Genomic DNA, 20,805 nt, shown 5'->3' with positions numbered 1-20,805 from the left:
CGCGTCCAGTCGGGCTGAACGCGTGTGACATTCGGCCGCCCGGGCGGTCAGTCGCGCTGCGCCTTCGCCTGCGCGGCGGTGGTCGCGGGGTGCACCGCGATGAGGCCCAATCCCTCGCGGCGGCGGCAGAGCGACGCGAGTTCGGCGTACGCGGCCTTGCCCAACAGTTCGGTCAGTTCCGGGGCGTACGACTGCCACACCGGACGGGTGCCGACGTGCGCGTCGGGCGAGCCCGAGCAGTACCACGTCAGGTCCTCGCCGCCCTCGCCCCAGCCGCGACGGTCGTACTCGGTGATCGTGGTCTCGAGGATCTGCTCGCCGTCGGGCCGGTCCACCCACTCCTGGGTGCGGCGGATCGGCAGCTGCCAGCACACCTCGGGCTTCACCTCGAGCGGCTCGATGCCCTTGCGCAGCGCCATCTGGTGCAGCGCGCATCCGATGCCGCCGGGATGTCCGGGGCGGTTGAGGAAGATGCACGCGCCCTTGTACTTGCGGGTTCGCAACGCGGGCTCGTCCTCGAGATCGTCCTCCTCGAGGTACCCCTTCTTCCCGAGACCCTTCTCCATGAACTGCCAGTCGTCCGGTGTGAGCATCCTCACCGCGTTGTCGAGCTTCTCGCGGTCCTCGTCGTCACACAGGAAAGCGCCGTGCGAGCAGCAGCCGTCGTCGGGGCGATCGGCGACCGTGCCCTGGCATGCGGGGGTGCCGAACACGCAGGTCCAGCGCGAAAGAAGCCACGTCATGTCGGCCTTGATGGTGTGCTCGGCGTTCTCCGGATCGACGAACTGCACCCACTCGCGGGGGAAATCGAGATCTACTTCCGGCGCGGGAGCCAACTTGTGGGACCTGTCGGTGCTGCCTGCTGTCACAGTGCCCGACGGTAGACCCAGTACCGTAACCGTGTGCGCCTTGGGGTACTCGACGTCGGAAGCAACACCGTCCACCTGCTCGTGGTGGACGCACATCGTGGTGGGCACCCCACCCCGATGAGTTCGACGAAAGCCGCTCTACGGCTTGCGGAGAACACGGACGACCGCGGGGACATCACCGCGTTCGGTGCCGACCGGTTGGTCGAGACGGTGGGCGATTTCGCCGGTATCGCCAGGTCGTCGGGGTGCGGTGAGCTGATGGCCTTCGCGACGTCGGCCGTGCGCGACGCCAACAACTCCGAGGCCGTCCTCTCCCGCGTGCGCGCCGAGACCGGCGTGAACCTCGAGGTGCTCTCCGGCGTCGACGAGGCGCGGCTGACCTTCCTCGCGGTGCGCCGCTGGTACGGGTGGAGCGCCGGGCGCATCCTCAACCTCGACATCGGCGGTGGTTCGCTCGAGCTGACGTGCGGCGGCGACGAGGATCCCGACGTCGCGTTCTCGCTGCAACTCGGCGCCGGCCGGCTCACCCGGGACTGGCTCCAGGAGGATCCCCCGGGCAAGCGCCGTGTCGCCGTGCTGCGCGACTGGCTCGACGCCGAACTGGCCACCCCCGCGAAGGAGTTGCGCGCCGCGGGCGCCGCGGACCTGCGCGTCGGCACCTCCAAGACCTTCCGATCCCTCGCCCGCCTCACCGGCGCAGCGCCTTCCGGTGCAGGTCCGCGCGTCAAGCGCACCCTCACCGCGAGCGGGCTGCGGCAGCTGATCGCGTTCATCTCACGGATGACGACGGCGGACCGTGCAGAATTGGAGGGCGTGAGCTCCGACCGTTCCCAGCAGATCGTCGCCGGGGCTCTCGTTGCGGAGGCCAGCATGCGCGCGCTGGGGATCGACACTCTCGAGATTTGCCCGTGGGCACTGCGTGAGGGTCTGATTCTTCGCAAGCTCGATACGGACATGGGTGGAGAACTGGTGGTGAGCGCTCGATGACTGAGCCCGAAGGCGACAGCCAAGCAATCTCGGTTGCAGAACTGCTGGCCCGCAACGGCCAGCGCGTCGGTGCCGGTGGCGGCGGACGCCGTCGTCGCGGTGTGAAGGGCGGCATCTCCGTCGCGGAGCTGACCGGCGAGTTCCAGGCCGTCCGTGCCGCGACGCCGGAGACGCCCGACGCGGAGACCCCCGACACGCAGGCTCCCGACACGCAGGCTCCCGAGGCGACGACTCCAGAGACGAAGGCGCCGGCGGCGGAGGCCCCTGTCGACGACGCTCCCGCCCCCGAGACTCCTGCCGTCGAGTCGACCGCGGTCGCCGAGCCGAAGAAGAAGCCCGAGTCGGAGAAGCCCGAGTCCTCGGACGAGAAGGGCGCCAAGGACTCGAAGGACTCGAAGGACGCGAACGCCACTGTCGCCTTCTCGTCGGCCGACGCCGTCGCAGCCCGTAAGGACGCGGACGCTGCCGACAAGGCGGACGAGAACACCGACGCGGCCGGCAAGGACGCCGCCGCGAAGGCCGAAGAGACCCCGACCCTGATCTCGCGAGCCGTCGAGGCCGACGATCACAGGGCCGACGACCGCAAGGCCGACGATCACAAGTTCGACTCCGGTTGGCGGTCGGCGGCGACCACGGTCCTCGAGCCCGTCCCGGCGCAGCCCCTCGCGCACAGTGTGGACCCGGAGCCGCGGCTGCTCTCGGGCCAGAGCGTCGCCGGCGATCTGCTCCGACGGAACGACGCGGCAGCGCCCGCTCAGGCAGAGGCCGCTGCGGCGGACACCGACCTCGACGACGAGAGCCCCGCCGACCCCGAGGACCTGCCCGAGGAGGCGAGCGCCGCGAAGCAGTGGGCGGTGCTGCTGGGGCAGGGTGCTGTCGCGGTCGTCGCGGGCGCGCTGATGTTCAAGGGCTTCGAGAAGCTGTGGGACATGCTGCCGATGGTGGCGCTGATCCTCGCGGTCCTGGTGATCGTCGGACTGGTGGCGATGGTGCGGATCCTGCGCCGTACCGACGACATCGCGAGCCTGGTCATCGCCGTCGTCGCGGGTGTGTTCGTGACACTCGGGCCCCTGGCCTTCCTGCTCAGCACGAGCTGACCGGACACGGGCGGAGCGGGATCGTGGGGAGGGCGCGCATGTCGGACCGGAAGGTCCTCGTCGGACTGTCCACTGCGTCCGTCTACCCGGAGAACACCGAGGCGGCCTTCCGCTACGCGGCGGAGGTCGGCTACGACGGCGTCGAGCTCATGGTGTGGGCCGAATCCGTCAGCCAGGACATCTCCGCCGTCAAGCGTCTGGTCCGCAAGTATGCGGTGCCCGTACAGGCCGTCCACGTGCCGTGCTTGTTGATCTCCCAACGGGTGTGGGGTGCGGACCCGGTCGCGAAGCTGGACCGGTCGGTGGAGGCCGCGGAGGCGCTGGGCGCGTCGAACGTCGTGGTGCACCCACCGTTCCGGTGGCAGCGTCGGTACGCCGACGGATTCGCCGAACAGGTCGAGCGTCTCGAGGAGAAGACCGGGGCGATCGTGGCCGTGGAGAACATGTTCCCGATGCGCGCCGACAGCTTCTTCGGCGGCAAGGAGCGGAGCGCGGAGCGTCTGCGCAGGCGCGGCGGCCCGGGTGCGGCCCTGTCCGCGTTCAGCCCGTCGTACGACCCCACCGACTCCGGTTACCGGCACTACACGCTCGACCTCTCGCACACCGCGACCGCGGGTATGGATGCACTCGAGCTGGCCGACCGGATGGGCAGCGGGCTCTCGCACCTGCATCTGGCGGACGGCCGCGGTGCCTCGGTCGACGAACACCTCATCCCCGGCCACGGGAGTCAGCCGTGCGTCGAGGTGTTCCGGCATTTGCGCGACAGTGGCTTCGGCGGACAGGTGGTCGTCGAGATCAACACCCAGAACGCTCGGACCCGACCGGAGCGGGCGTCGATGCTCGGCCAGGCCCTCAGCTTCGCCCGCGCGAACCTGCGCTGACTCCGGCCGGCTGCTGCCCACGTCGGCCGGTTCCTACAGCGCGGACACGCCCGCGCCGATCACCGTGATCCCCGAGATCACCAGGCCCGTCACCAGGCAGGCCGCGCCCAGCCAGATCGCCGCGACCATCGGTCCGGGCTTCGCCGGATCCCGGCCGAGGACCGACAGGAAGAACCCGGCAGGGATGAAGATCGCGGCGACGAGGACCGCGATCGCGCCGGCCGCGGACCACCCGGGACTGGCGTCGACGACCGCGGTGAGCGTCGCCAGCAGGATGCCCAGCGTGACCAGCACCCCCGCGTGGGCGTGACCGGCGCGGAAGAAGCTCTTCTGCAGGGCGTTGGCGCCCTGGTCGCCCGCGAGGATGCGGAGCAGGAACGCGCCGCCGGACGCGATACCCACCACGGTGAGCACGGTGACGCCGACGACGATCGTGAGAACGGGATCCATCATGGGAGCTCCTGGGGGTGGGGTAGGCTCGATCCCAGATTGGATAGTTCAACTATCCAATCGGGTTTCATGGTCGACCCGGTGCGGCCGGGTGTCAAGCAGGAGAGGCTCGACGTGCGGGTGTCCGAACTGGTCGCGGTCAGCGGCGTGCCGCTCGCGACCGTCAAGTACTACCTGCGCGAGGGACTGCTGATGCCCGGCGCGGCGAGCAGTGCGACGCAGGCCGAATACGGTGAGCAGCACGTGCGGCGCCTCGCACTCGTCAAGGCGCTCGCCGGCGTCGGACTGCCGCTCGGCAGGATCCGCACGATCGTCGGACTCGTCGACCACCCCGCCGACACCGTCTTCGAGACGATCGGGCGGGCGCTCGCCGCGCTTCCGCCGTACCCCGCCGAGGGGGAGGAGCGGTCCGGCGACTACCCGCGGGCCCGCGCCGTGCTCGAACGTCTGGGGCAGGTGTACGAACCGGCGTATCCCGTTGTCGCGCAGCTCGAACGGGCGCTGGCGGCGGCCGAGGACGTCGGCATCCGGATGACCGACGAGCGGCTCGACGCCTACGCGCGGCACGTCCGCGGTATCGCCGAGATCGACCTGGACCTCATGCCCACGGACTCTGCGGAATCCGCGATCGAGTACGCCGTCCTCGGAACCGCGATCTACGAACCCGTGCTGGCCGCGCTGCGCCGGCTCGCCCACCAGGACATCGGTGCGGCTCGCTTCGCGGGCCGCACCTTCGACGACTTCGACACCCCCGACAGACAGGACCAGCCGTGACCACTCACCCGTTCCGGGACCTGACCACCGTCACCCCGAGCGGTACCGGTGCCGACGGCCGGTACTCGGCCCACATCGACCCGATCTGGACCATCGGACCCAAGGTGCACGGCGGCTGCATGATGGCCGTCTGCGCGGCCGCGGCCCGGCGCGAGCTGACCGCGACCGCGCCGTCGGACATGCCCGTCGATCCGGCCGTCCAGTCGCTCGCCGTGAGCGCCAACTATCTCGCCGCACCCGACCCCGGCGACGTCGACATCGTCGCAACCGTGCGCAAGCGGGGCCGTCAGGTCTCGCTCGTCGACGTCGAGCTGTCCCAGAACGGTCGCCCGGCCGTGCACGCCGCGGTGACGCTGGGCGTCCCCGACGCGGGGGAGCCGCACTACGCGCAGGAGCAGGCGCTCGCGCAACTGCCCGCCGAGCCGCCCGCCGAGGCGCACGCGCTCGTCGCCGACCATCCGATGGCGCAGATCGTGCACGTCTCGCAGGGCTGCGATCTGCGGGTCGACGGCGCGTCGGCGCATTTCCTCAGCGGCAGGCAGGGCGAACCCGAGGTCCGGATGTGGGCGCGGCCGTGGGCCGACGACGAGCAGGACCCGGCCACCGCGGCGCTGTTCGCGATCATGACCGGCGACATCTGTGCGCCGGTCACCATGAACCGCGGCATCTTCGGCTGGGCGCCCACCGTCCAGCTGACGACGTACCTTCGGCGCCGTCCCGCGCCGGGCTGGCTGCGCGTCATGGCGAGCTCGACGGTGTTGGGGGACACGTGGTTCGAGGAGGACCACACGGTGCTCGACTCCACCGGCGCGGTCGTCGTGCAGAGCCGTCAGCTCGCGATGATCCCGCGGTAGGCGCCTTCGGCGCCTGTGCGCCTTTTCGGTAGTGGGGGCTACCGAAAAGGCGCACGGGCACGCAGTGCCTAAGCTGTCCGCATGACGAGAATTGCGGTGATCGGTGGCGGCAAGATCGGTGAGGCGCTGGTCTCTGGGCTGTTGCAGGGTGGTCACGCGACCCGTGACCTGGTGGTCGCCGAGCAGTACGAGCCTCGCGCCGAGGAACTGGCCGCGGCCTACTCGATCCGGGTGACGACCCCGGAGGACGCGGCCGAGGGTGCGGACGTCATCGTCGTGGCGGTCAAGCCCACCGACGTCGACGCGGTGCTGGCTGCGCTGTCGAAGGTCGACCTCGACGGCGAACGTGAGCAGATCATCGTCTCGCTCGCCGCGGGTATCTCCACGGCTCGGTACGAGTCGAAGCTGCCGGCCGGTTTCCCGGTCGTGCGGGTGATGCCGAACACCCCGATGCTCGTCGGGCAGGGTGCCAGCGCCATCGCGCCCGGACGACACGTCAAGCCCGAGCACCTCGACCTGGTCCGCGGGATCCTCGCGACGGTGGGCGCCGTCACCACCGTCCCGGAGTCGCAGATCGACGCCGTGACCGCGGTATCCGGTTCCGGACCGGCGTACTTCTTCCTCGCGGCCGAGGCCATGATCGACGCCGGCGTCTCCCTCGGCCTGACCCGCGCGACAGCGAGCGAACTCGTCGTGCAGACGATGATCGGTTCGGCCGCGATGCTCGCGGAGTCGGGCGAGAGCGCGAACGACCTGCGCGCCGCCGTCACCTCGCCCGGCGGTACCACCGCGGCCGCGGTACGCGAACTCGAGCGGTGCGGGCTCCGGACCGCGTTCTACGAGGCCCTCGCGGCAGCGCGCGACCGGTCGGCGGAACTGGGCGTCGCCCCCGAATGATCTGCGGGTCGGGCCGGCGCGGTGAGCGTCGGCCCGCCGCGGTGACGCGCGCCTGTCCACGACGCGCGAACAGGCATGCCGGAGTTCTACTGTGGCGCCGTGGACACACGCAATCGCGAGGTCTCGCCTCGAAGCGCCGGACGTAGCCTCTCCTATGCGGCGTTCGCCGTGATCGTGGTCGTCTATCTGGCGATCATCCAGTTCGGCGGCCGACTGATCGGCAACTGGGCCGACGAGAGCGACACCCTGACTACCCGAGGGGTGTTCTTCACGATGGTGATCCCGCTCGGGATCGCCCTCGTCTTCACCTACGGCGTCGTCGCGGCACTCGGCTGGTGGCGTCCCGTCCTGAAGGACGACCGGCCCGTCAGTCGGTGGGTGTGGGCCGTGCCCGCCATCCTGTTGGTCGCGATCCTCGTCGGAATCGACTACAGCGCCCTGTCCGAGAAGGGGTGGCTGTTCGTGGTCGTCCTGCTCGTCGCCACCCAGTTCGTCGGGTGGGGTGAGGAGGGGATGTTCCGCGGCATCGGGGTGACGGTGCTGCGCCGGCACGGTCTCCGCGAGGGTCAGGTCGCGCTGTGGTCCAGCATCGTCTTCGGCCTGGTCCATCTGTCCAACGTCTTCGGGCACGGCGGCGCATCCGCGATCCCGCAGGCCGTCGTCGTCAGCCTGGCCGGCTACTTCTTCTACCTCATCCGCCGCGTCTCGGGCAGTAACGCGCTCAACTCGGTGATGCACGGCCTCTTCGACTTCGCGCTGTTGAGCGGCGCCGCCATCCTGCTGGACCAGGCGTTCTACCCCGGAACCCTCGCGCCCATCCTGGCCTATCCGGTGATCGCCATCCTGCTGCTCGTCAAGCGGCGGGACGTCGAACGGTCCGGGCACGCGGGCGCCGCGCCGGCCACCGTCCAGAGCTGACCGGCCGGATCCGGCGGCGGGCCTCGAGGGGCCGCCACCACCGCGATTGTCGATCTTGTTTGCAACACCCGTCGCATCAATCCCTCTGGTCCCGCTAAGCTCGTGTCAGCACGTGCGTGTCTGGTCCGCCGGAGGGGAAGCCGGCGGCGCGACACGTGCCGGAGGTAATTGAAGAGATGGGATCCATCGACAAACCTGACAGGTCCCTCCGGGGACAACAGGAAGGGCAGTCCGGTCTCGGCGGGACGCAGTTCCTCACGGTCGCGGAGGTCGCGGCCTTGATGAGGGTCTCGAAGATGACCGTGTACCGCCTGGTGCACAGCGGGGAACTCCCCGCGGTCCGTGTGGGGCGGTCGTTCCGTGTCCACGCGAAAGCTGTGCACGACTATCTGCAGACCTCGTATTTCGACGCCGGCTGACCCGTCGGAGCCGAAAAGGATGGGCCTCGGTTTTCGCCGAGGCGATCCGTCCCGGTACGATCGTTAGTCGTCGTACCAGCCAGCCGGTGTCGTCAGGCGCTGGGGTCGTGAAAGCGGCCATGGCAACGAGGCCTCAGCGCCAGAGGCAGACACAGGCGTACGTGACCGGCGTGCGCTGAACGCTAGAGAAGACTGTGAGGGACACCCACCATGGGTTCAGTGATCAAGAAGCGCCGCAAGCGTATGTCGAAGAAGAAGCACCGCAAGCTGCTCCGCCGCACGCGCGTCCAGCGTCGGAAGCTCGGTAAGTAAGAACTTGCACACGGATGCCCGTCACCTCGCGGTGGCGGGCATCCGTGTGTTCGGGGGCGGGCGTCGGCCCGCGCGGTGGGTGGCGTGTTGCCGGGACGTAAAGGCTTACGCGGAACCCTTGCCCCACCCCGCGGATTCGTTAGGCTCCCCGAAGGGGCGAATGGACGGGGGTAGCGGTGAGTCCTGACGATCGGGGTGTGCAGCCTCCCCGGGTGGTCCTGGTGACCGGCGCGAGCCGGTTCCCGGGAGGATTCCTGGTGTCACGGCTGGTCCAGGATCCGAGCATCGAGCGCGTCGTCGCGGTCGACGCCGTCTCACCCAGCAAGGACATGATGCGGCGGATGGGCCGGGCCGAGTTCGTCCGTGCCGACATCCGGAACTCGTTGATCGGCAAGGTGATCAGGGGCGCCGAGGTGGACACCGTGGTCCATGCGGCCACCGTCGCGCAGGCCCCGCGCTCGGGCAGTCGCGCAGCCATGAAGGACATGAACGTCATCGGCGCCATGCAGTTGTTCGCGGTGTGCCAGAAGTCGCCCAGCGTGCGCAAGGTGGTGCTGCGGTCGGCGTCGGCCGTGTACGGCGGCAGCCCCGGCGACCCGGCGAAGTTCACCGAGGAGATGGGGGCGCGCCGCCCACCGCGGGGCGCCTGGGCCCGTGACTGCATCGACATCGAGGGCTACGCGCGGGCGATGGGCCGACGTCGTCCGGACATCGCGGTCTCCATCCTGCGGCTCGCGCCGCTCATGGGCCCGCACCGGCACGGATGGGTGGCGCGATACCTGTCTTCCCCGATCGTGCCGAGAATCCTCGGCCGCGACGCCCGCATGCAGTTGCTGCACGAGGAGGACGCGCTGGCGGCGCTGCACCGCGCCACGGTCACCGGGCCCACCGGCACGTTCAACGTCGCCGGTGACGGGATCGTCATGATGTCGCAGGCCGTGCGCCGGGCCGGTCGCGTCGAGGTCCCGATGCCGTTCGCGCTCTTCCGCAGCGCCGGACGGGCTCTGATGGGATCGCAGATGCGGTCCTTCACTCACGAGCAACTCGACTACTTCCACTTCGGGTGCGGGCTCGACACCACTCGGATGCGTGCCGAACTCGGATTCGAGCCGCGCTGGACCACCGTCGAGGCGCTCGACGACTTCGTGCGGGGCACCGGGTTGACCCCCGTGATCCGACCGGAGTGGGTCGACCGTGCCGAGGCCACGGCGCTCGGCGTCGTCGGGGCGGGCGGCGGGCGCAGGTGACGGCTCGGTACAGCGGGAAAGCCGAGGGTCGGAGTGCCGGGGGCCGGAATGCCGTGGGGTCGGAACGAAGGGGAGTGTCGTGAACGAGGTGGCCAAGGTGATCCCACTGCACGCGGACGCGCGCGCACGGTCGACGCGTGACCGGCCGGTGGACCCACGCCCGTCCCGTCCCGCGGCCGATCCCGGCACGCTCCCCGAACCGCCCTTCGCGGAGGACGTCGACCACGGCACACCACCGGCGGACGAGGCGCCGGGCAGCGGCCTGCGGGCCCGCGTCGCCGGTCAGGTGGCCGGTGCCGCAGAGTTCGCGCGCCGTCGGCTGGCCGGCGACTACGAGGTGGACGAATTCGGGTACGACCCGCACTTCGCCGACGGTGTGTTCCTCCCGGCGCTGCGTCCACTGTTCGAGAAGTGGTTCCGGGTCGAGGTCCGCGGTGTGGAGAACATCCCGGCCGACGGGGGTGCGCTCGTCGTCGCCAACCACGCCGGGGTGGTGCCGATCGACGCCCTCATGACGTCGGTCGCGGTGCACGACCATCACCCCCGGCACCGCGCGCTGCGGATGCTCGCCGCAGACCTGGCGTTCGAGATGCCCGTCGTCGGCAACATCGCCCGCAAGGCCGGTCACACGCTCGCGTGCCACCCCGACGCCGAACGACTGCTGCGGAGCGGCGAGGTGGCAGCGGTGTTCCCGGAGGGCTTCAAGGGCATCGGCAAGCCGTTCTCCGAGCGGTACAAGCTGCAGCGGTTCGGCCGGGGCGGATTCGTCTCCGCCGCGATGCGCGCCGGTGTGCCGATCGTTCCCTGCTCGATCGTCGGATCCGAGGAGATCTACCCGAAGATCGGCGACATCGCACCGCTCGCCAGGCTGCTGAACATGCCGTACTTCCCGGTGACGCCACTGTTCCCGCACCTGGGTCCGCTCGGGCTGGTGCCGCTACCGTCCAAGTGGTTCATCGAGTTCGGGACGCCGATTCCCACCGACACCTACGACGCGGCGGAGGCCGACGATCCGATGGTGCTCTTCGAGGTCACCGACCACGTCCGGGAGATCATCCAGCAGACGCTCTACCGGCTGTTGGCGCAGCGCCGGAACATCTTCATGGGCTGACGCCCGGACTCCGACGCGGCCCTGTCGGCGACCAGTTGCGCCAGCAGCGCGCGTTCGCGACGGCGGCTGAGGATCGCCCCGACGGCACCGCCGACGGCGCCGAGCAGCAGTGCGGTCGGCACGCCGATCTTGGCGGCCTTGCGCCCGGTGCGGAAGTCGCGGACGTCCCAACCCCGGTTCTTCGCGAGCTCCCGCAGGTCCGCGTCGGGGTTGACCGCGACGGCGGTCCCCACCAGCGACAGCATCGGGACGTCGTTGTAGCTGTCCGAGTACGCGGTGCAGCGCTTGAGGTTGAGACCCTCACGCACCGCGAGGGTACGGACGGCGTGAGCCTTGCCGAGGCCGTGCAGGATGTCGCCGACGAGCCGGCCCGTGAAGACGCCGTCCTCGCTCTCCGCGACGGTGCCCAACGCGCCGGTCAGCCCGAGGCGCTTGGCGATCACCTGCGCCAGTTCGACGGGGGTGGCGGTCACGAGCCACACCTGCTGCCCGGCGTCGAGGTGCATCTGCGCGAGGGCACGGGTGCCCGCCCAGATCTTGTCGGCGATGACCTCGTCGTAGATCTCCTCGCCGAGACGGGCGAGTTCGGCGGTGGACCGTCCCGCGACGAACGACAGCGCCTTCTCCCGGCCCTCCGCGACGTCGTCGCTGTTCTCCTTGCCGGTGATGCGGAATTTGACCTGCTTCCACGCGAAGTCGACCAGGTCGGAGGTGCGAAGGTACTTACGGGCGGCGAGACCGCGCGCGAAGTGGATGATCGACGCGCCTTGCACCATCGTGTTGTCGACGTCGAAGAATGCCGCGGCGGTGAGGTCTCGCGGAACGACGGGCGCGGTGGGAGGTTCGAGGACCTCGAGGTCCGGCGTGATTTCAGGTTCGACGGACTCGAGCGACGCCGCGGCCTCGGCGGCTTCCGCGGCCTCGGCGGCTTCGGCCTCCTGTATCGCGAGTGCGGCGTCGGCGCTCGCCTCGCCCGCGAGGTTGGCGCGCAGCTCGGCCTCGCTCGGGCCCAGCAGGTTACGGATCCTGCGGCGGCCCGGGCGCAGAATCCCGGACAGACCCACACCGAATCTCGCGCCGTTCGGCAGTGATCGTCCAGGCACTCGCACCTCCCGTGTCGAAGACAGCTCCGGCTCACCTCTGGCTCACCCTAGCCCGCGTGTCGATGCCGATCCCGCTGGATGGTCCGGCTGTCTGCGGCGTGTGATGTTCGTCTCGAAACGGAACGGTCCGGAACCCGCGGGGTGGGGCGCTCCCCGAATGCCGCCGCGAGCCTCGAGGAAGACTGGTGCGCATGGATCAGTCGCGACATCGGATCACTCTGCTCACTCGCGCCGGTTGCGGTGCCTGTCAGCCGGCGCGCGAGGTCCTCGACGTCGTCTGCCGCGACTTCGAACTGGAACTGACCTGCGTCGACGTCGACGAGGCCGCGGCCGAGAACCCTGATCTGCGCGCCGAGTACGGCGACCGCTTGCCGGTCGTCCTCCTCGACGGCAAGGAGCACAGCTACTGGGAGGTCGACGAGGACCGGTTGCGCGCGGACCTCTCGGCAGGCTGATTCCGGGCCTCGGGCGCCGCTCGCGCCGCCGAGTGGGAAGGGTCACGCCGGACCATCGGGTTCGGTCGCTTTGCAGGTGAGAGCACGTGTGAGGGCGGTCGAGCAACTTTGTGCATGGCTTCACAAGCGGTTACCGTGGTGTGAACAAACGCCCCGGACCTTCGCGTGAAGGCCGGGGTACACGGCCGACCGGACGAGGAACCATCGACGTGAGTGAACAGCACGAGACGCAGGGGGCAGTGACCCGCGGCGTTTCCGGGGCTGCTCCGTCCGCCTCCCGGCGTGGAACGCCTGCCGCTGCACAGCACCGCGACATCCCCCAGGCTACGGTGACGCGTCTCGCCACATACCTGCGGGTCCTCGGACTGCTCGCGGACGAGGGCGCCATCATCGTCTCCAGCGAGGAACTCGCCACCGCGTCCGGCGTCGGATCGGCCAAGCTCCGCAAGGATCTGTCGTTCCTGGGGCCCAACGGCGTTCGTGGAGTCGGCTACGACGTCACGCGGCTGCGGGCGCGGATCGAATCGGCGCTCGGGCTGGATCGGGGCCACCGCGTGGTGCTGGTGGGGATCGGCAACCTGGGGCGGGCGCTGGCCGGGTACGGCGGTTTCGATCGCCGCGGATTCTCGATGGTGGGTCTGTTCGACCGCGATCCCGCCCTGATCGGCGCCGACATCGGGGGCCTGACGGTCCGCGACGTCGCCGAGCTGGCCGACGCCTGCCGCGAACTCGACGCGACGATCGGCGTCATCGCGACTCCGGACAGTGCTGCGCAGGACGTGTGCGACCAGCTCGTCGGCGCCGGTCTGCGCTGCATCCTCAGCTTCTCCCCGCTCACGCTGGAGATCCCCGATCACGTCGAGGTGCGCCGGGTGGATCTCGCGATGGAAATGCAGGTGCTCTCCTTCAACCTGGCGCGTAACGAGGAACAGTCTCCCCAGCAGGTCTCCGCTGCATCCGTGGCGGTTGGCGCTTCGACCAGAAACGGATCGGTGATCAGGCCGTGAGTGTGCTTCTCGTCGGGATCTCGCACCGCAGTGCTCCCGTCTCCGTCCTCGAGCGGATCGCGGTGACCGACACCGACCGTCCGAAGCTGACCGACAGGATGCTCGCCTCGGCGCACATCTCCGAGGCGATGATCGTCTCGACGTGCAACCGCATCGAGATCTATGCCGTCGTCGACGCCTTCCACGGCGCGCTCACCGAGATCGGTGACCTGCTGTCCGCGCATTCCGGACTCGATCTGACCGAACTGCACAAGCACGCGTACGTCCGGTACAGCGAGGCAGCCGCCGAGCACCTCTTCGCGGTCGCCAGTGGTCTCGATTCGATGGTCATCGGCGAGCAGCAGATCCTCGGTCAGATCCGTACCGCCTACGCGGCCGCCGACGCGCAGCAGGCCGCGGGCCGCGCGCTGCACGAGTTGGCGCAGCAGGCGCTGCGGGTCGGCAAGCGTGTGCACTCCGAGACCGGGATCGACGCCGCGGGCGCGTCCGTGGTGTCCGTCGCCCTCGACCGCGCCGCCGGGATCCTCGGCGACGGCGGACTCGTCGGCCGCACCGCCGTCGTCCTCGGTGCCGGCGCGATGGGCAGCCTGTCGGTCGCGCACCTCACCCGCGCCGGCATCGGACGCATCCTCGTCGTCAACCGGACCCGCGAGCGGGCCGAGCACCTCGCCGCCACCGCGGTGGGCAACGGCGTCGACGCGGTCGCGATGGACTTCGACGACCTCTCCGACGCGATGGCCCAGTCCGACGTCCTGGTCACCTGTACCGGCGCGGTCGGTTCCGTCGTCACGCTCGCCGACACGCACCGCGCCCTCGCGGCGCCGGAGCGCGAGCCGAACCGCCCGCTCGTGATCTGCGACCTGGGCCTGCCGCGCGACGTCGAACCCGCCGTCGCCGGACTGCCCGAGGTGGTCGTGCTCGACATGGCTGCGCTGCAACGGGATCCGGCTGCCGGTGCCGCCGCATCCGACGCCGACGCCGCCCGCGCCATCGTCGCCTCCGAACTGTCCCAGTACCTGGCCTCGCAGCGTCTCGCCGAGGTCACCCCGACCGTCACCGCGCTGCGTCAGCGCGCGGCGGAGGTCGTCGAGGCCGAACTGCTGCGTCTCGACTCCCGACTGCCGGGGCTCGAGGACCCACAGCGCGACGAGGTCGCGCGCACCGTCCGGCGCGTCGTCGACAAGCTGCTGCACGCGCCGACCGTGCGGGTCAAGCAACTCGCGTCCACCCCCGGCGGCGACACGTACGCTGCGGCGCTGCGTGAACTGTTCGAGCTGCGCCCCGGATCGGCGGAGGCGGTTGCCGCGCCGATCGATCTGGGCGATTTCGCCTCCGGACCCGACACCACAGGAAAGGATGCGCAGGCATGAGCACCGATGCGGCCGCGTCGCCGGCCACCGACCTGAACGTCGGTCCGGACTCCCGTACCCTGCGGATCGGCACGCGAGGCAGTCTGCTCGCGACCACGCAGGCCGGCCACGTGCGCGATGCGCTGATCGCCGCCGGACACCCCGCCGAGCTGGTGATCATCAAGACCAAGGGTGACGTCACCGCCGGACCGGTGCAGCGCATCGGTGTCGGCGTGTTCGTCGCCGAACTCCGCGAGGCGCTCGTCGCCGGCGAGGTCGACGTCGCGGTCCACTCCTACAAGGACCTGCCCACCGCGCAGCCCGACGATCTGACGATCGCCGCAGTCCCGACCCGTGAGGATCCACGCGACGCCCTCGTCGCCCGCGACGGCCTGGTGCTCGGCGAGCTGCCGCCCGGATCGCGGATCGGCACGTCGGCGCCCCGTCGCCGCGCGCAGCTTCGCGCGATGGGTCTGGGGCTCGAGATCGAGCCGCTGCGCGGCAACATCGACACCCGCCTCGGCAAGGTCGCGTCGGGTGAGCTCGACGCGATCGTGATCGCCCGCGCCGGCCTGTCCCGCATCGGCCGGACCGAGCGCATCACCGAGACGCTCGAGCCGGTCCAGATGCTGCCCGCGCCGTCGCAGGGCGCGCTGGCCGTCGAGTGCCGCTCCGACAACCCGGATCTCATCGCGATTCTCGGTGAGCTCGACGATCACGCCACCCGTGCCGCGGTGGTCGCCGAACGTGCGTTGCTCGCCGAGCTGGAGGCAGGCTGCACCGCGCCGGTGGGAGCGATCGCCGAGGTCGTCGAGTCGCTCGACGACGACGGCAGAGTTTTCGAGGAACTGTCCATCCGCGGCTGCGCCGCCGCGATCGACGGCTCCGATGTGATTCGGGCGTCCCTGGTGGGGTCGCCCGAGCGTGCCGACGAGTTGGGGCGTGCGGTTGCACGGGAACTCCTCGACCTGGGTGCACGCGATCTGATGACGATTGCCGAGGACGGTGATGCCGATGCTTGACCTGGTTGCCCCGAGGCCCGATTTCACGCTTTCTATTACCTATCGACATGAGACCGCACTGGAGAACTACCGATGAGCCGAGTCCGTAAGAACAGCCCCGGACGGATCCTCTTTGTGGGATCGGGACCCGGTGATCCGGCGCTGCTCACCGTCCGCGCGCACGACGTGCTCGCGTCGGCCGCGCTGGCGTTCACCGATCCCGACGTGGACAAGGGCGTGACCGCGCTCGTCGGCACCGCGCTCGGCCGCGACCCGGAGACCGATCTGCCGATCGCCGAGGTCCGCCCTGCGCTGGGCGAGCCCGCCGAGGTCGCCAAGACCCTCGTCGCCGAGGCCAAGAACGGCCACGACGTGGTTCGGCTCGTCTCGGGTGACCCGTTGACCACCGACTCGGTGATCGCCGAGGTTTCGGCCGTCGCCCGCACCCAGGTCGTGTTCGAGGTGCTGCCCGGTCTGCCGTCCGGATCCGCCGTCCCCAGCTACGCCGGCATGGCGCTGGGCTCGGGCCACACCGAGGCCGACGTCCGCGGCGAGGTCGACTGGGCCGCGCTGGCCGCCGCTCCTGGCCCGCTGGTGCTGCACGCCACGTCTGCGCACCTGGCCGAGACGGCGAGCGCGCTGGTCGAACACGGCCTCGCGCCGCAGACCCCGGCCGCGATCACCGTCCGCGGCACCACCCGTCAGCAGCGCACCGTCGAGGCCACCCTCGCGACGCTCAACGACGCTGGTTCCGAGCTGGTGGGTCCGCTGATCGTCACGGTCGGCAAGGTGGTCTCGCAGCGCAACAAGATGTCGTGGTGGGAGTCGCGCGCACTGTACGGCTGGACCGTCCTGGTGCCGCGCACCAAGGAGCAGGCCGCCGACATGAGCGACCGCCTCGTCACGCACGGCGCCATCCCGATCGAGGTGCCGACCATCGCGGTCGAGCCGCCCCGCAGCCCGGCGCAGATGGAGCGCTCGGTCAAGGGTCTGGTCGACGGCCGCTACCAGTGGGTGGTGTTCACCTCCACCAACGCGGTCCGCGCGGTGTGGGAGAAGTTCGAGGCGTTCGGTCTGGACGCCCGCGCGTTCTCGGGCGTGAAGATCGCGTGCGTCGGTGAGGCCACGGCCGAGAAGGTGCGCTCGTTCGGCATCACCCCCGAACTGGTCCCGTCGGGTGAGCAGTCCAGCGAGGGCCTGCTGGCCGACTTCCCCCCGTACGACGAGGTGTTCGACCCGGTCAACCGCGTCCTGCTGCCCCGCGCCGACATCGCCACCGAGACGCTCGCCGAGGGTCTGCGCGAGCGTGGCTGGGAGATCGACGACGTCACCGCGTACCGCACCGTCCGGGCGGCACCGCCGCCGGCCGAGACCCGCGAGATGATCAAGACGGGTGGCTTCGACGCGGTGTGCTTCACGTCGTCGTCGACCGTGCGCAACCTCGTCGGCATCGCCGGCAAGCCGCACGCCCGCACGATCGTCGCGTGCATCGGGCCCAAGACCGCGGAGACCGCGATCGAGTTCGGTCTGCGCGTCGACGTCCAGCCGGAGACGGCGCAGATGGGACCGCTCGTCGAGGCACTGGCCGAGCATGCGGCCCGACTGCGCGCCGAGGGCGCGCTGCCGCCTCCGCGTAAGAAGTCCCGCGCCCGCCGCTGATCCACCTCGGGAGAGCCGTGTTTCCAGTTCACCGTCCTCGTCGTCTGCGGGGCACGCCCGCGTTGCGTCGCCTCGTCGCCGAGACGTCGCTCGAGCCACGGCATCTCGTGCTCCCGATGTTCGTGGCCGACGGCATCGACGAGCCGCGTCCGATCTCGTCGATGCCGGGCGTCGTCCAGCACACGCTGGACTCGTTGCGGAACGCGGCGACCGACGCGGTCGCGGCCGGCGTGGGCGGGCTCATGCTCTTCGGCGTTCCGCGGGACGAGGACAAGGACCCGGACGGCTCGGGTGCCACCGATCCGGACGGGATCCTCAACCGCGGTCTGGCCGCGTTGAAGGCCGAGCTCGGTGACGCGACGGTTCTGATGGCGGACACGTGCCTCGACGAGTTCACCTCGCACGGGCACTGCGGTGTGCTGACCTCCGACGGCCGCGTCGACAACGACGCGACGCTGGCTCGCTACGTCGACATGGCGGTGGCGCAGGCCGACGCCGGCGCCCACCTGCTCGGCCCCAGCGGCATGATGGACGGCCAGGTCGCCGCGATCCGTGCGGGGCTCGACGCCGCCGGCCACACCGACGTCGGGCAGTTGGCGTACTCGGCGAAGTACGCGTCGGCCTTCTACGGCCCGTTCCGGGAGGCCGTCGGCTCCTCGCTCGAGGGCGACCGCCGCACCTATCAGCAGGATCCGGCGAACCGCCGCGAGTCGCTGCTCGAGGTGGACCTCGACCTCGCCGAGGGCGCCGACCTGGTGATGGTCAAGCCCGCGATGTCGTATCTCGACGTGCTGCGCGAGGTCGCCGACCGCTCGACCGTCCCGGTGGCGGCGTACCAGATCTCCGGCGAGTACGCGATGATCACGGCTGCCGCGCAGAACGGCTGGATCGACCGGGACGCCGCGGTGCTCGAGTCGCTGCTGAGCATCCGCCGCGCGGGCGCCGACATCGTGCTCACCTACTGGGCGGCCGAGGCCGCGGGGTGGCTGGCATGACCGGACAGTGGCCGCCGCCGCAGCAGCCCGGTCAGCCCGACCAGTGGCCCGGCACCCCGCAGTACCCGTCGGGCCCGCCCCAGTACCCGGGACAGCCGCAGGGGCAGTACCCGATGCCGCCGGTCCAGCAGGAGAAGCGCCCGGTCCCGGCCGACGTCCTGACGGCGTTCCAGCTGTGGTTCGTCGTCGCGGCGCTGGGCGTGGTGTACCTGGTCGCGGCACTGCTGTTCGTGCACAGCGACCGGGCGTCGTTCGTCGACCAGCTGATGGACGAGTTCGCCAAGCAGCAGATCGATCCGCTGCCGACGCGCGCGGAGGTCGATCAACTCCTGACGTTGGGCCTCGTCGCCACGGGCGTCATCCTGACGCTGGTACTCGGCGGGCTGACGATTCTGTTCGCCTTCAAGATGCGCAAGGGCAAGAACTGGGCCCGCATGTTGCTCACCATGGCCGGCGTGTTCACGGTCTTCTCCGCGTTGCCGACGGTGTTCGGCGCCGGGCAGGGGAGCGGGACCGCCGCGCTGCTGATGGGCGGCGCGGGAATCCTGCAGGCGGTGGCCGCGATCGGCGCGATCGTGCTGATGCACCGCAAGGAATCCAACGCATACTTCCTGAACCTGCCGCCCGCTCCGCCCGCGCGCTGAGCGGTTCGCCCGATTCGGTCTTCCAGCCCCTCCGCTGTAGTGTGAATCGAGTCACATGAACAGGGTGTCGGGTCAGGCTCCAGGGGGTTGGAATGCGCGTCGAACATCGGACCGGTGGGCGACGGGAACTGGTGTGGATCGCGTTGGTCGCACTGTTCGGAATCGCGACGTTGCTGTTGTTGATCGTGCCGGGCGTCCTCGCTGCATGACGTCCTCGGCCGCTCGCGCGACCTCGGTGATGCGCCGGCCTGCGCGCTGCCCCAGGATGGGGTCGTGATCGAACGTTCCCCGCGCCCGGTGTCGGTCGCCTACTGGATCTGGGTGCTGTGCGCCGCCGTGATGGTGCTGCTCGGTCTGCTCGCGGCGACGACGTCCGCCGACGCGATCCGCGGTCGTCTCGATTCCGACGTCGACTCGTTCGTCTGGTTGCTGCGCGGCATCGGCATCGGGTCCGTCGTGTTCGGTGTCGCCATCGGGTTCCTCGCAGCGCCCGTGCGCGCGGGAGATCGCCGCCTGCGGACGGTTGTCGCGGTGTTGTGTGGCGTGTTCGCGCTGGCCGTCGTCGCGATGGTGGCGATCGGTGTCGTCGCCCCGGTGCTGCTGACGATTCCGGTGCTGCTGACGGTGGCGACTGTGCTGGTTTACCGGGAGGGTGCGCGTGAGTGGTTCGAGCACAGTGCCTGAATCGAACGGAGTGCCTGAATCGAACGGAGTGCCTGAGCCGAACGAAGTGCCCGAGGCTGGCGACGCGGTGACGCCGCTGTTCCTCGAGGAGGGCGCCCGCTGGCGGACGGTGGCGTACGGCCCCGTCTTCTGTGTGATCGCGCTCGTGATCGAACTGGCGACCGGGCCGGTGGTGCACTGGTTCGCGCTGACACTGTTCGCCGCGATCCTGGCCGGCATCGTCTCGGTGCAGGTGGCCGCGGCGCGGCGGCACGTGAGCGTGCTCTTGACCGACTCGCTGCTGCGACAGGGCGCCGAAGAGGTGCCACTCGACGAGATCGACGAGGTGCTCCCGGAGGCGGATCCGTATGCGGACGAACCGCAACCGTGGGAGAGCGCGCGCAGCCTCGGCGAACTGTCCGCGGTGCCGCGCCGCCGCACCGGCATCGGCCTGCGCCTGCGGGACGGCAGCCTCGCGCAGGCGTGGGCGCGTGACGACGAGGGATTGCGAGCCGCTCTGACCGCGGCTGTCGCGCGTGCGAAGGGCGCCGGGTCGTGAACCGGGCTGCCCTGGTGCCGGTCGCAGAGTCGGTGGGGGTCCTCGCGCTGCTCGCCGTCGCGGTGTGGTGCTGGGCCCGCGGCGTGACGGACCACGAGTTCGCGCCCGTCGTGCCGGATGGGCCCGCCTTCACCTCCACGGACTATTCGGGTCCCTGGATCGCGGCAGCGTTCGTCGCGGTACTGGTGGCGGGACTGCTGGTGTGCGACGTCGCACGCCGTCGTCGCCGCGCGAGTACCCGTAGGGGGTATCATGGCTGACATGAACGGATACAGCCCGCAGCAGGAAGACCTGCTCAAGCGCCTGCGGCGCATCGAGGGCCAGGTGCAGGGCATCTCGCGGATGATCGCGGACGACCGCTACTGCATCGACGTCCTCACCCAGGTGTCGGCCGCGACGTCTGCTCTGCAGTCGGTCTCGCTCAAGCTGCTCGAGGCGCACCTCGCGGGTTGCGTCGTCGAGGCCGCGAAGAAGGGCGGCCCGGAGGCGGACGCCAAGGTCAAGGAAGCGTCCGACGCCATCGCGCGCCTGGTGCGATCCTGAGTCCGATGCGA

General features: G+C 70.3%; 25 protein-coding genes. 22 read left to right on the top strand and 3 right to left on the bottom strand.

The features are described from left to right. Positions 1-47 precede the first annotated feature (47 nt). Positions 48-836, bottom strand: a complete 789-nt coding sequence (locus A6I89_RS14855) for a DUF3109 family protein (protein WP_044991388.1) — start codon at positions 834-836, stop codon at positions 48-50. A 66-nt stretch (positions 837-902) separates the two neighbouring features. Here A6I89_RS14855 and A6I89_RS14850 point away from each other — a divergent pair, with 66 nt between their 5' ends. The 3 genes from A6I89_RS14850 to A6I89_RS14840 are packed head-to-tail and all read left to right on the top strand — an operon-like array spanning position 903 to position 3,834. After that, the gene (locus A6I89_RS14850) at positions 903-1,856 is read left to right on the top strand and encodes a Ppx/GppA family phosphatase (RefSeq protein WP_005518075.1); all 954 of its coding nucleotides are present in this window, start codon (positions 903-905) and stop codon (positions 1,854-1,856) included. Further along, on the top strand, positions 1,853-2,953 hold the full coding sequence (locus tag A6I89_RS14845; RefSeq protein ID WP_022597531.1) for a hypothetical protein: 1,101 nt from the start codon (positions 1,853-1,855) through the stop codon (positions 2,951-2,953). The genes A6I89_RS14850 and A6I89_RS14845 overlap by 4 nt, the downstream gene beginning before the upstream one ends. Before the next feature lie 38 nt (positions 2,954-2,991). Then, positions 2,992-3,834 carry a sugar phosphate isomerase/epimerase family protein gene (locus tag A6I89_RS14840; RefSeq protein ID WP_005518077.1) on the top strand — a complete coding sequence of 281 codons (843 nt, stop codon included), beginning with the start codon at positions 2,992-2,994 and terminating at the stop codon, positions 3,832-3,834. 33 nt (positions 3,835-3,867) lie between these two features. Here A6I89_RS14840 and A6I89_RS14835 read toward each other — a convergent pair whose 3' ends face one another. Continuing rightward, on the bottom strand, positions 3,868-4,284 hold the full coding sequence (locus tag A6I89_RS14835) for a hypothetical protein (protein WP_172504602.1): 417 nt from the start codon (positions 4,282-4,284) through the stop codon (positions 3,868-3,870). A 114-nt stretch (positions 4,285-4,398) separates the two neighbouring features. Here A6I89_RS14835 and A6I89_RS14830 point away from each other — a divergent pair, with 114 nt between their 5' ends. From A6I89_RS14830 to A6I89_RS14795, 8 genes are all read left to right on the top strand, one after another. Beyond that, complete coding sequence (locus A6I89_RS14830) at positions 4,399-5,058, top strand: MerR family transcriptional regulator (RefSeq protein ID WP_044991387.1); 660 nt, start codon at positions 4,399-4,401, stop codon at positions 5,056-5,058. Next, complete coding sequence (locus A6I89_RS14825) at positions 5,055-5,912, top strand: thioesterase family protein (protein WP_022597525.1); 858 nt, start codon at positions 5,055-5,057, stop codon at positions 5,910-5,912. The genes A6I89_RS14830 and A6I89_RS14825 overlap by 4 nt, the downstream gene beginning before the upstream one ends. An 81-nt stretch (positions 5,913-5,993) precedes the next feature. After that, the gene (gene proC, locus A6I89_RS14820; protein ID WP_044991348.1) at positions 5,994-6,809 is read left to right on the top strand and encodes a pyrroline-5-carboxylate reductase; all 816 of its coding nucleotides are present in this window, start codon (positions 5,994-5,996) and stop codon (positions 6,807-6,809) included. Positions 6,810-6,908: 99 nt separating this feature from the next. Beyond that, positions 6,909-7,727 carry a CPBP family intramembrane glutamic endopeptidase gene (locus A6I89_RS14815; protein ID WP_315851600.1) on the top strand — a complete coding sequence of 273 codons (819 nt, stop codon included), beginning with the start codon at positions 6,909-6,911 and terminating at the stop codon, positions 7,725-7,727. 176 nt (positions 7,728-7,903) lie between these two features. Continuing rightward, positions 7,904-8,146, top strand: a complete 243-nt coding sequence (locus tag A6I89_RS14810; RefSeq protein ID WP_005518088.1) for a helix-turn-helix domain-containing protein — start codon at positions 7,904-7,906, stop codon at positions 8,144-8,146. Between the two features lie 210 nt (positions 8,147-8,356). After that, positions 8,357-8,458, top strand: coding sequence for a 30S ribosomal protein bS22 (locus tag A6I89_RS14805; protein ID WP_003402602.1), 102 nt, complete (start codon positions 8,357-8,359; stop codon positions 8,456-8,458). 197 nt (positions 8,459-8,655) lie between these two features. Beyond that, complete coding sequence (locus A6I89_RS14800; protein ID WP_037084934.1) at positions 8,656-9,705, top strand: NAD-dependent epimerase/dehydratase family protein; 1,050 nt, start codon at positions 8,656-8,658, stop codon at positions 9,703-9,705. A 79-nt stretch (positions 9,706-9,784) separates the two neighbouring features. After that, positions 9,785-10,816: a lysophospholipid acyltransferase family protein gene (locus A6I89_RS14795; protein ID WP_022597519.1), complete on the top strand. Its 1,032-nt coding sequence runs from the start codon at positions 9,785-9,787 to the stop codon at positions 10,814-10,816. Here A6I89_RS14795 and A6I89_RS14790 read toward each other — a convergent pair. Continuing rightward, positions 10,774-11,919: an HAD family hydrolase gene (locus A6I89_RS14790; RefSeq protein WP_013417003.1), complete on the bottom strand. Its 1,146-nt coding sequence runs from the start codon at positions 11,917-11,919 to the stop codon at positions 10,774-10,776. The genes A6I89_RS14795 and A6I89_RS14790 overlap by 43 nt on opposite strands. 191 nt (positions 11,920-12,110) lie before the next feature. On the opposite strand from A6I89_RS14790, the gene A6I89_RS14785 reads away from it, so the two are divergent. The 11 genes from A6I89_RS14785 (at position 12,111) to A6I89_RS14735 (ending at position 20,794) form a co-directional block, all read left to right on the top strand. Continuing rightward, a complete protein-coding gene (locus A6I89_RS14785) occupies positions 12,111-12,374 on the top strand; it encodes a glutaredoxin family protein (protein ID WP_022597515.1) in 264 nt (87 codons plus the stop codon). A 209-nt stretch (positions 12,375-12,583) separates the two neighbouring features. Beyond that, positions 12,584-13,381: a redox-sensing transcriptional repressor Rex gene (locus A6I89_RS14780; protein WP_080668424.1), complete on the top strand. Its 798-nt coding sequence runs from the start codon at positions 12,584-12,586 to the stop codon at positions 13,379-13,381. Continuing rightward, positions 13,378-14,751 (top strand): glutamyl-tRNA reductase, encoded by a 1,374-nt coding sequence (locus tag A6I89_RS14775; RefSeq protein WP_005518098.1) that lies wholly within the window; start codon positions 13,378-13,380, stop codon positions 14,749-14,751. Before A6I89_RS14780 ends, A6I89_RS14775 begins: the two co-directional genes overlap by 4 nt. Continuing rightward, a complete protein-coding gene (hemC, locus tag A6I89_RS14770) occupies positions 14,748-15,752 on the top strand; it encodes a hydroxymethylbilane synthase (protein ID WP_005518099.1) in 1,005 nt (334 codons plus the stop codon). Before A6I89_RS14775 ends, hemC begins: the two co-directional genes overlap by 4 nt. 72 nt (positions 15,753-15,824) lie before the next feature. Then, entirely contained in the window at positions 15,825-17,390 is a 1,566-nt protein-coding gene (locus tag A6I89_RS14765; protein ID WP_005518100.1) for a bifunctional uroporphyrinogen-III C-methyltransferase/uroporphyrinogen-III synthase, read from the top strand. A 17-nt stretch (positions 17,391-17,407) separates the two neighbouring features. Beyond that, a complete protein-coding gene (gene hemB / locus A6I89_RS14760) occupies positions 17,408-18,385 on the top strand; it encodes a porphobilinogen synthase (protein ID WP_005518101.1) in 978 nt (325 codons plus the stop codon). Next, positions 18,382-19,029 (top strand): hypothetical protein, encoded by a 648-nt coding sequence (locus A6I89_RS14755; protein WP_022597511.1) that lies wholly within the window; start codon positions 18,382-18,384, stop codon positions 19,027-19,029. Before hemB ends, A6I89_RS14755 begins: the two co-directional genes overlap by 4 nt. Positions 19,030-19,302: 273 nt before the next feature. Further along, on the top strand, positions 19,303-19,713 hold the full coding sequence (locus tag A6I89_RS14750) for a hypothetical protein (protein ID WP_005518103.1): 411 nt from the start codon (positions 19,303-19,305) through the stop codon (positions 19,711-19,713). Positions 19,714-19,741: 28 nt separating this feature from the next. After that, complete coding sequence (locus tag A6I89_RS14745; protein ID WP_232244775.1) at positions 19,742-20,251, top strand: hypothetical protein; 510 nt, start codon at positions 19,742-19,744, stop codon at positions 20,249-20,251. After that, the gene (locus A6I89_RS14740) at positions 20,248-20,511 is read left to right on the top strand and encodes a hypothetical protein (RefSeq protein ID WP_013416996.1); all 264 of its coding nucleotides are present in this window, start codon (positions 20,248-20,250) and stop codon (positions 20,509-20,511) included. Before A6I89_RS14745 ends, A6I89_RS14740 begins: the two co-directional genes overlap by 4 nt. Before the next feature lies 1 nt (position 20,512). After that, on the top strand, positions 20,513-20,794 hold the full coding sequence (locus A6I89_RS14735) for a metal-sensitive transcriptional regulator (protein ID WP_013416995.1): 282 nt from the start codon (positions 20,513-20,515) through the stop codon (positions 20,792-20,794). Positions 20,795-20,805: the final 11 nt, after the last annotated feature.

The sequence above is a fragment of the Prescottella equi genome (genome assembly GCF_002094305.1).
Classification (GTDB): Bacteria; Actinomycetota; Actinomycetes; order Mycobacteriales; family Mycobacteriaceae; genus Prescottella; species Prescottella equi.
The sequence above is the reverse complement of the archived record's forward strand: the minus strand, read 5'-3'. Positions and strand labels throughout refer to the sequence as shown.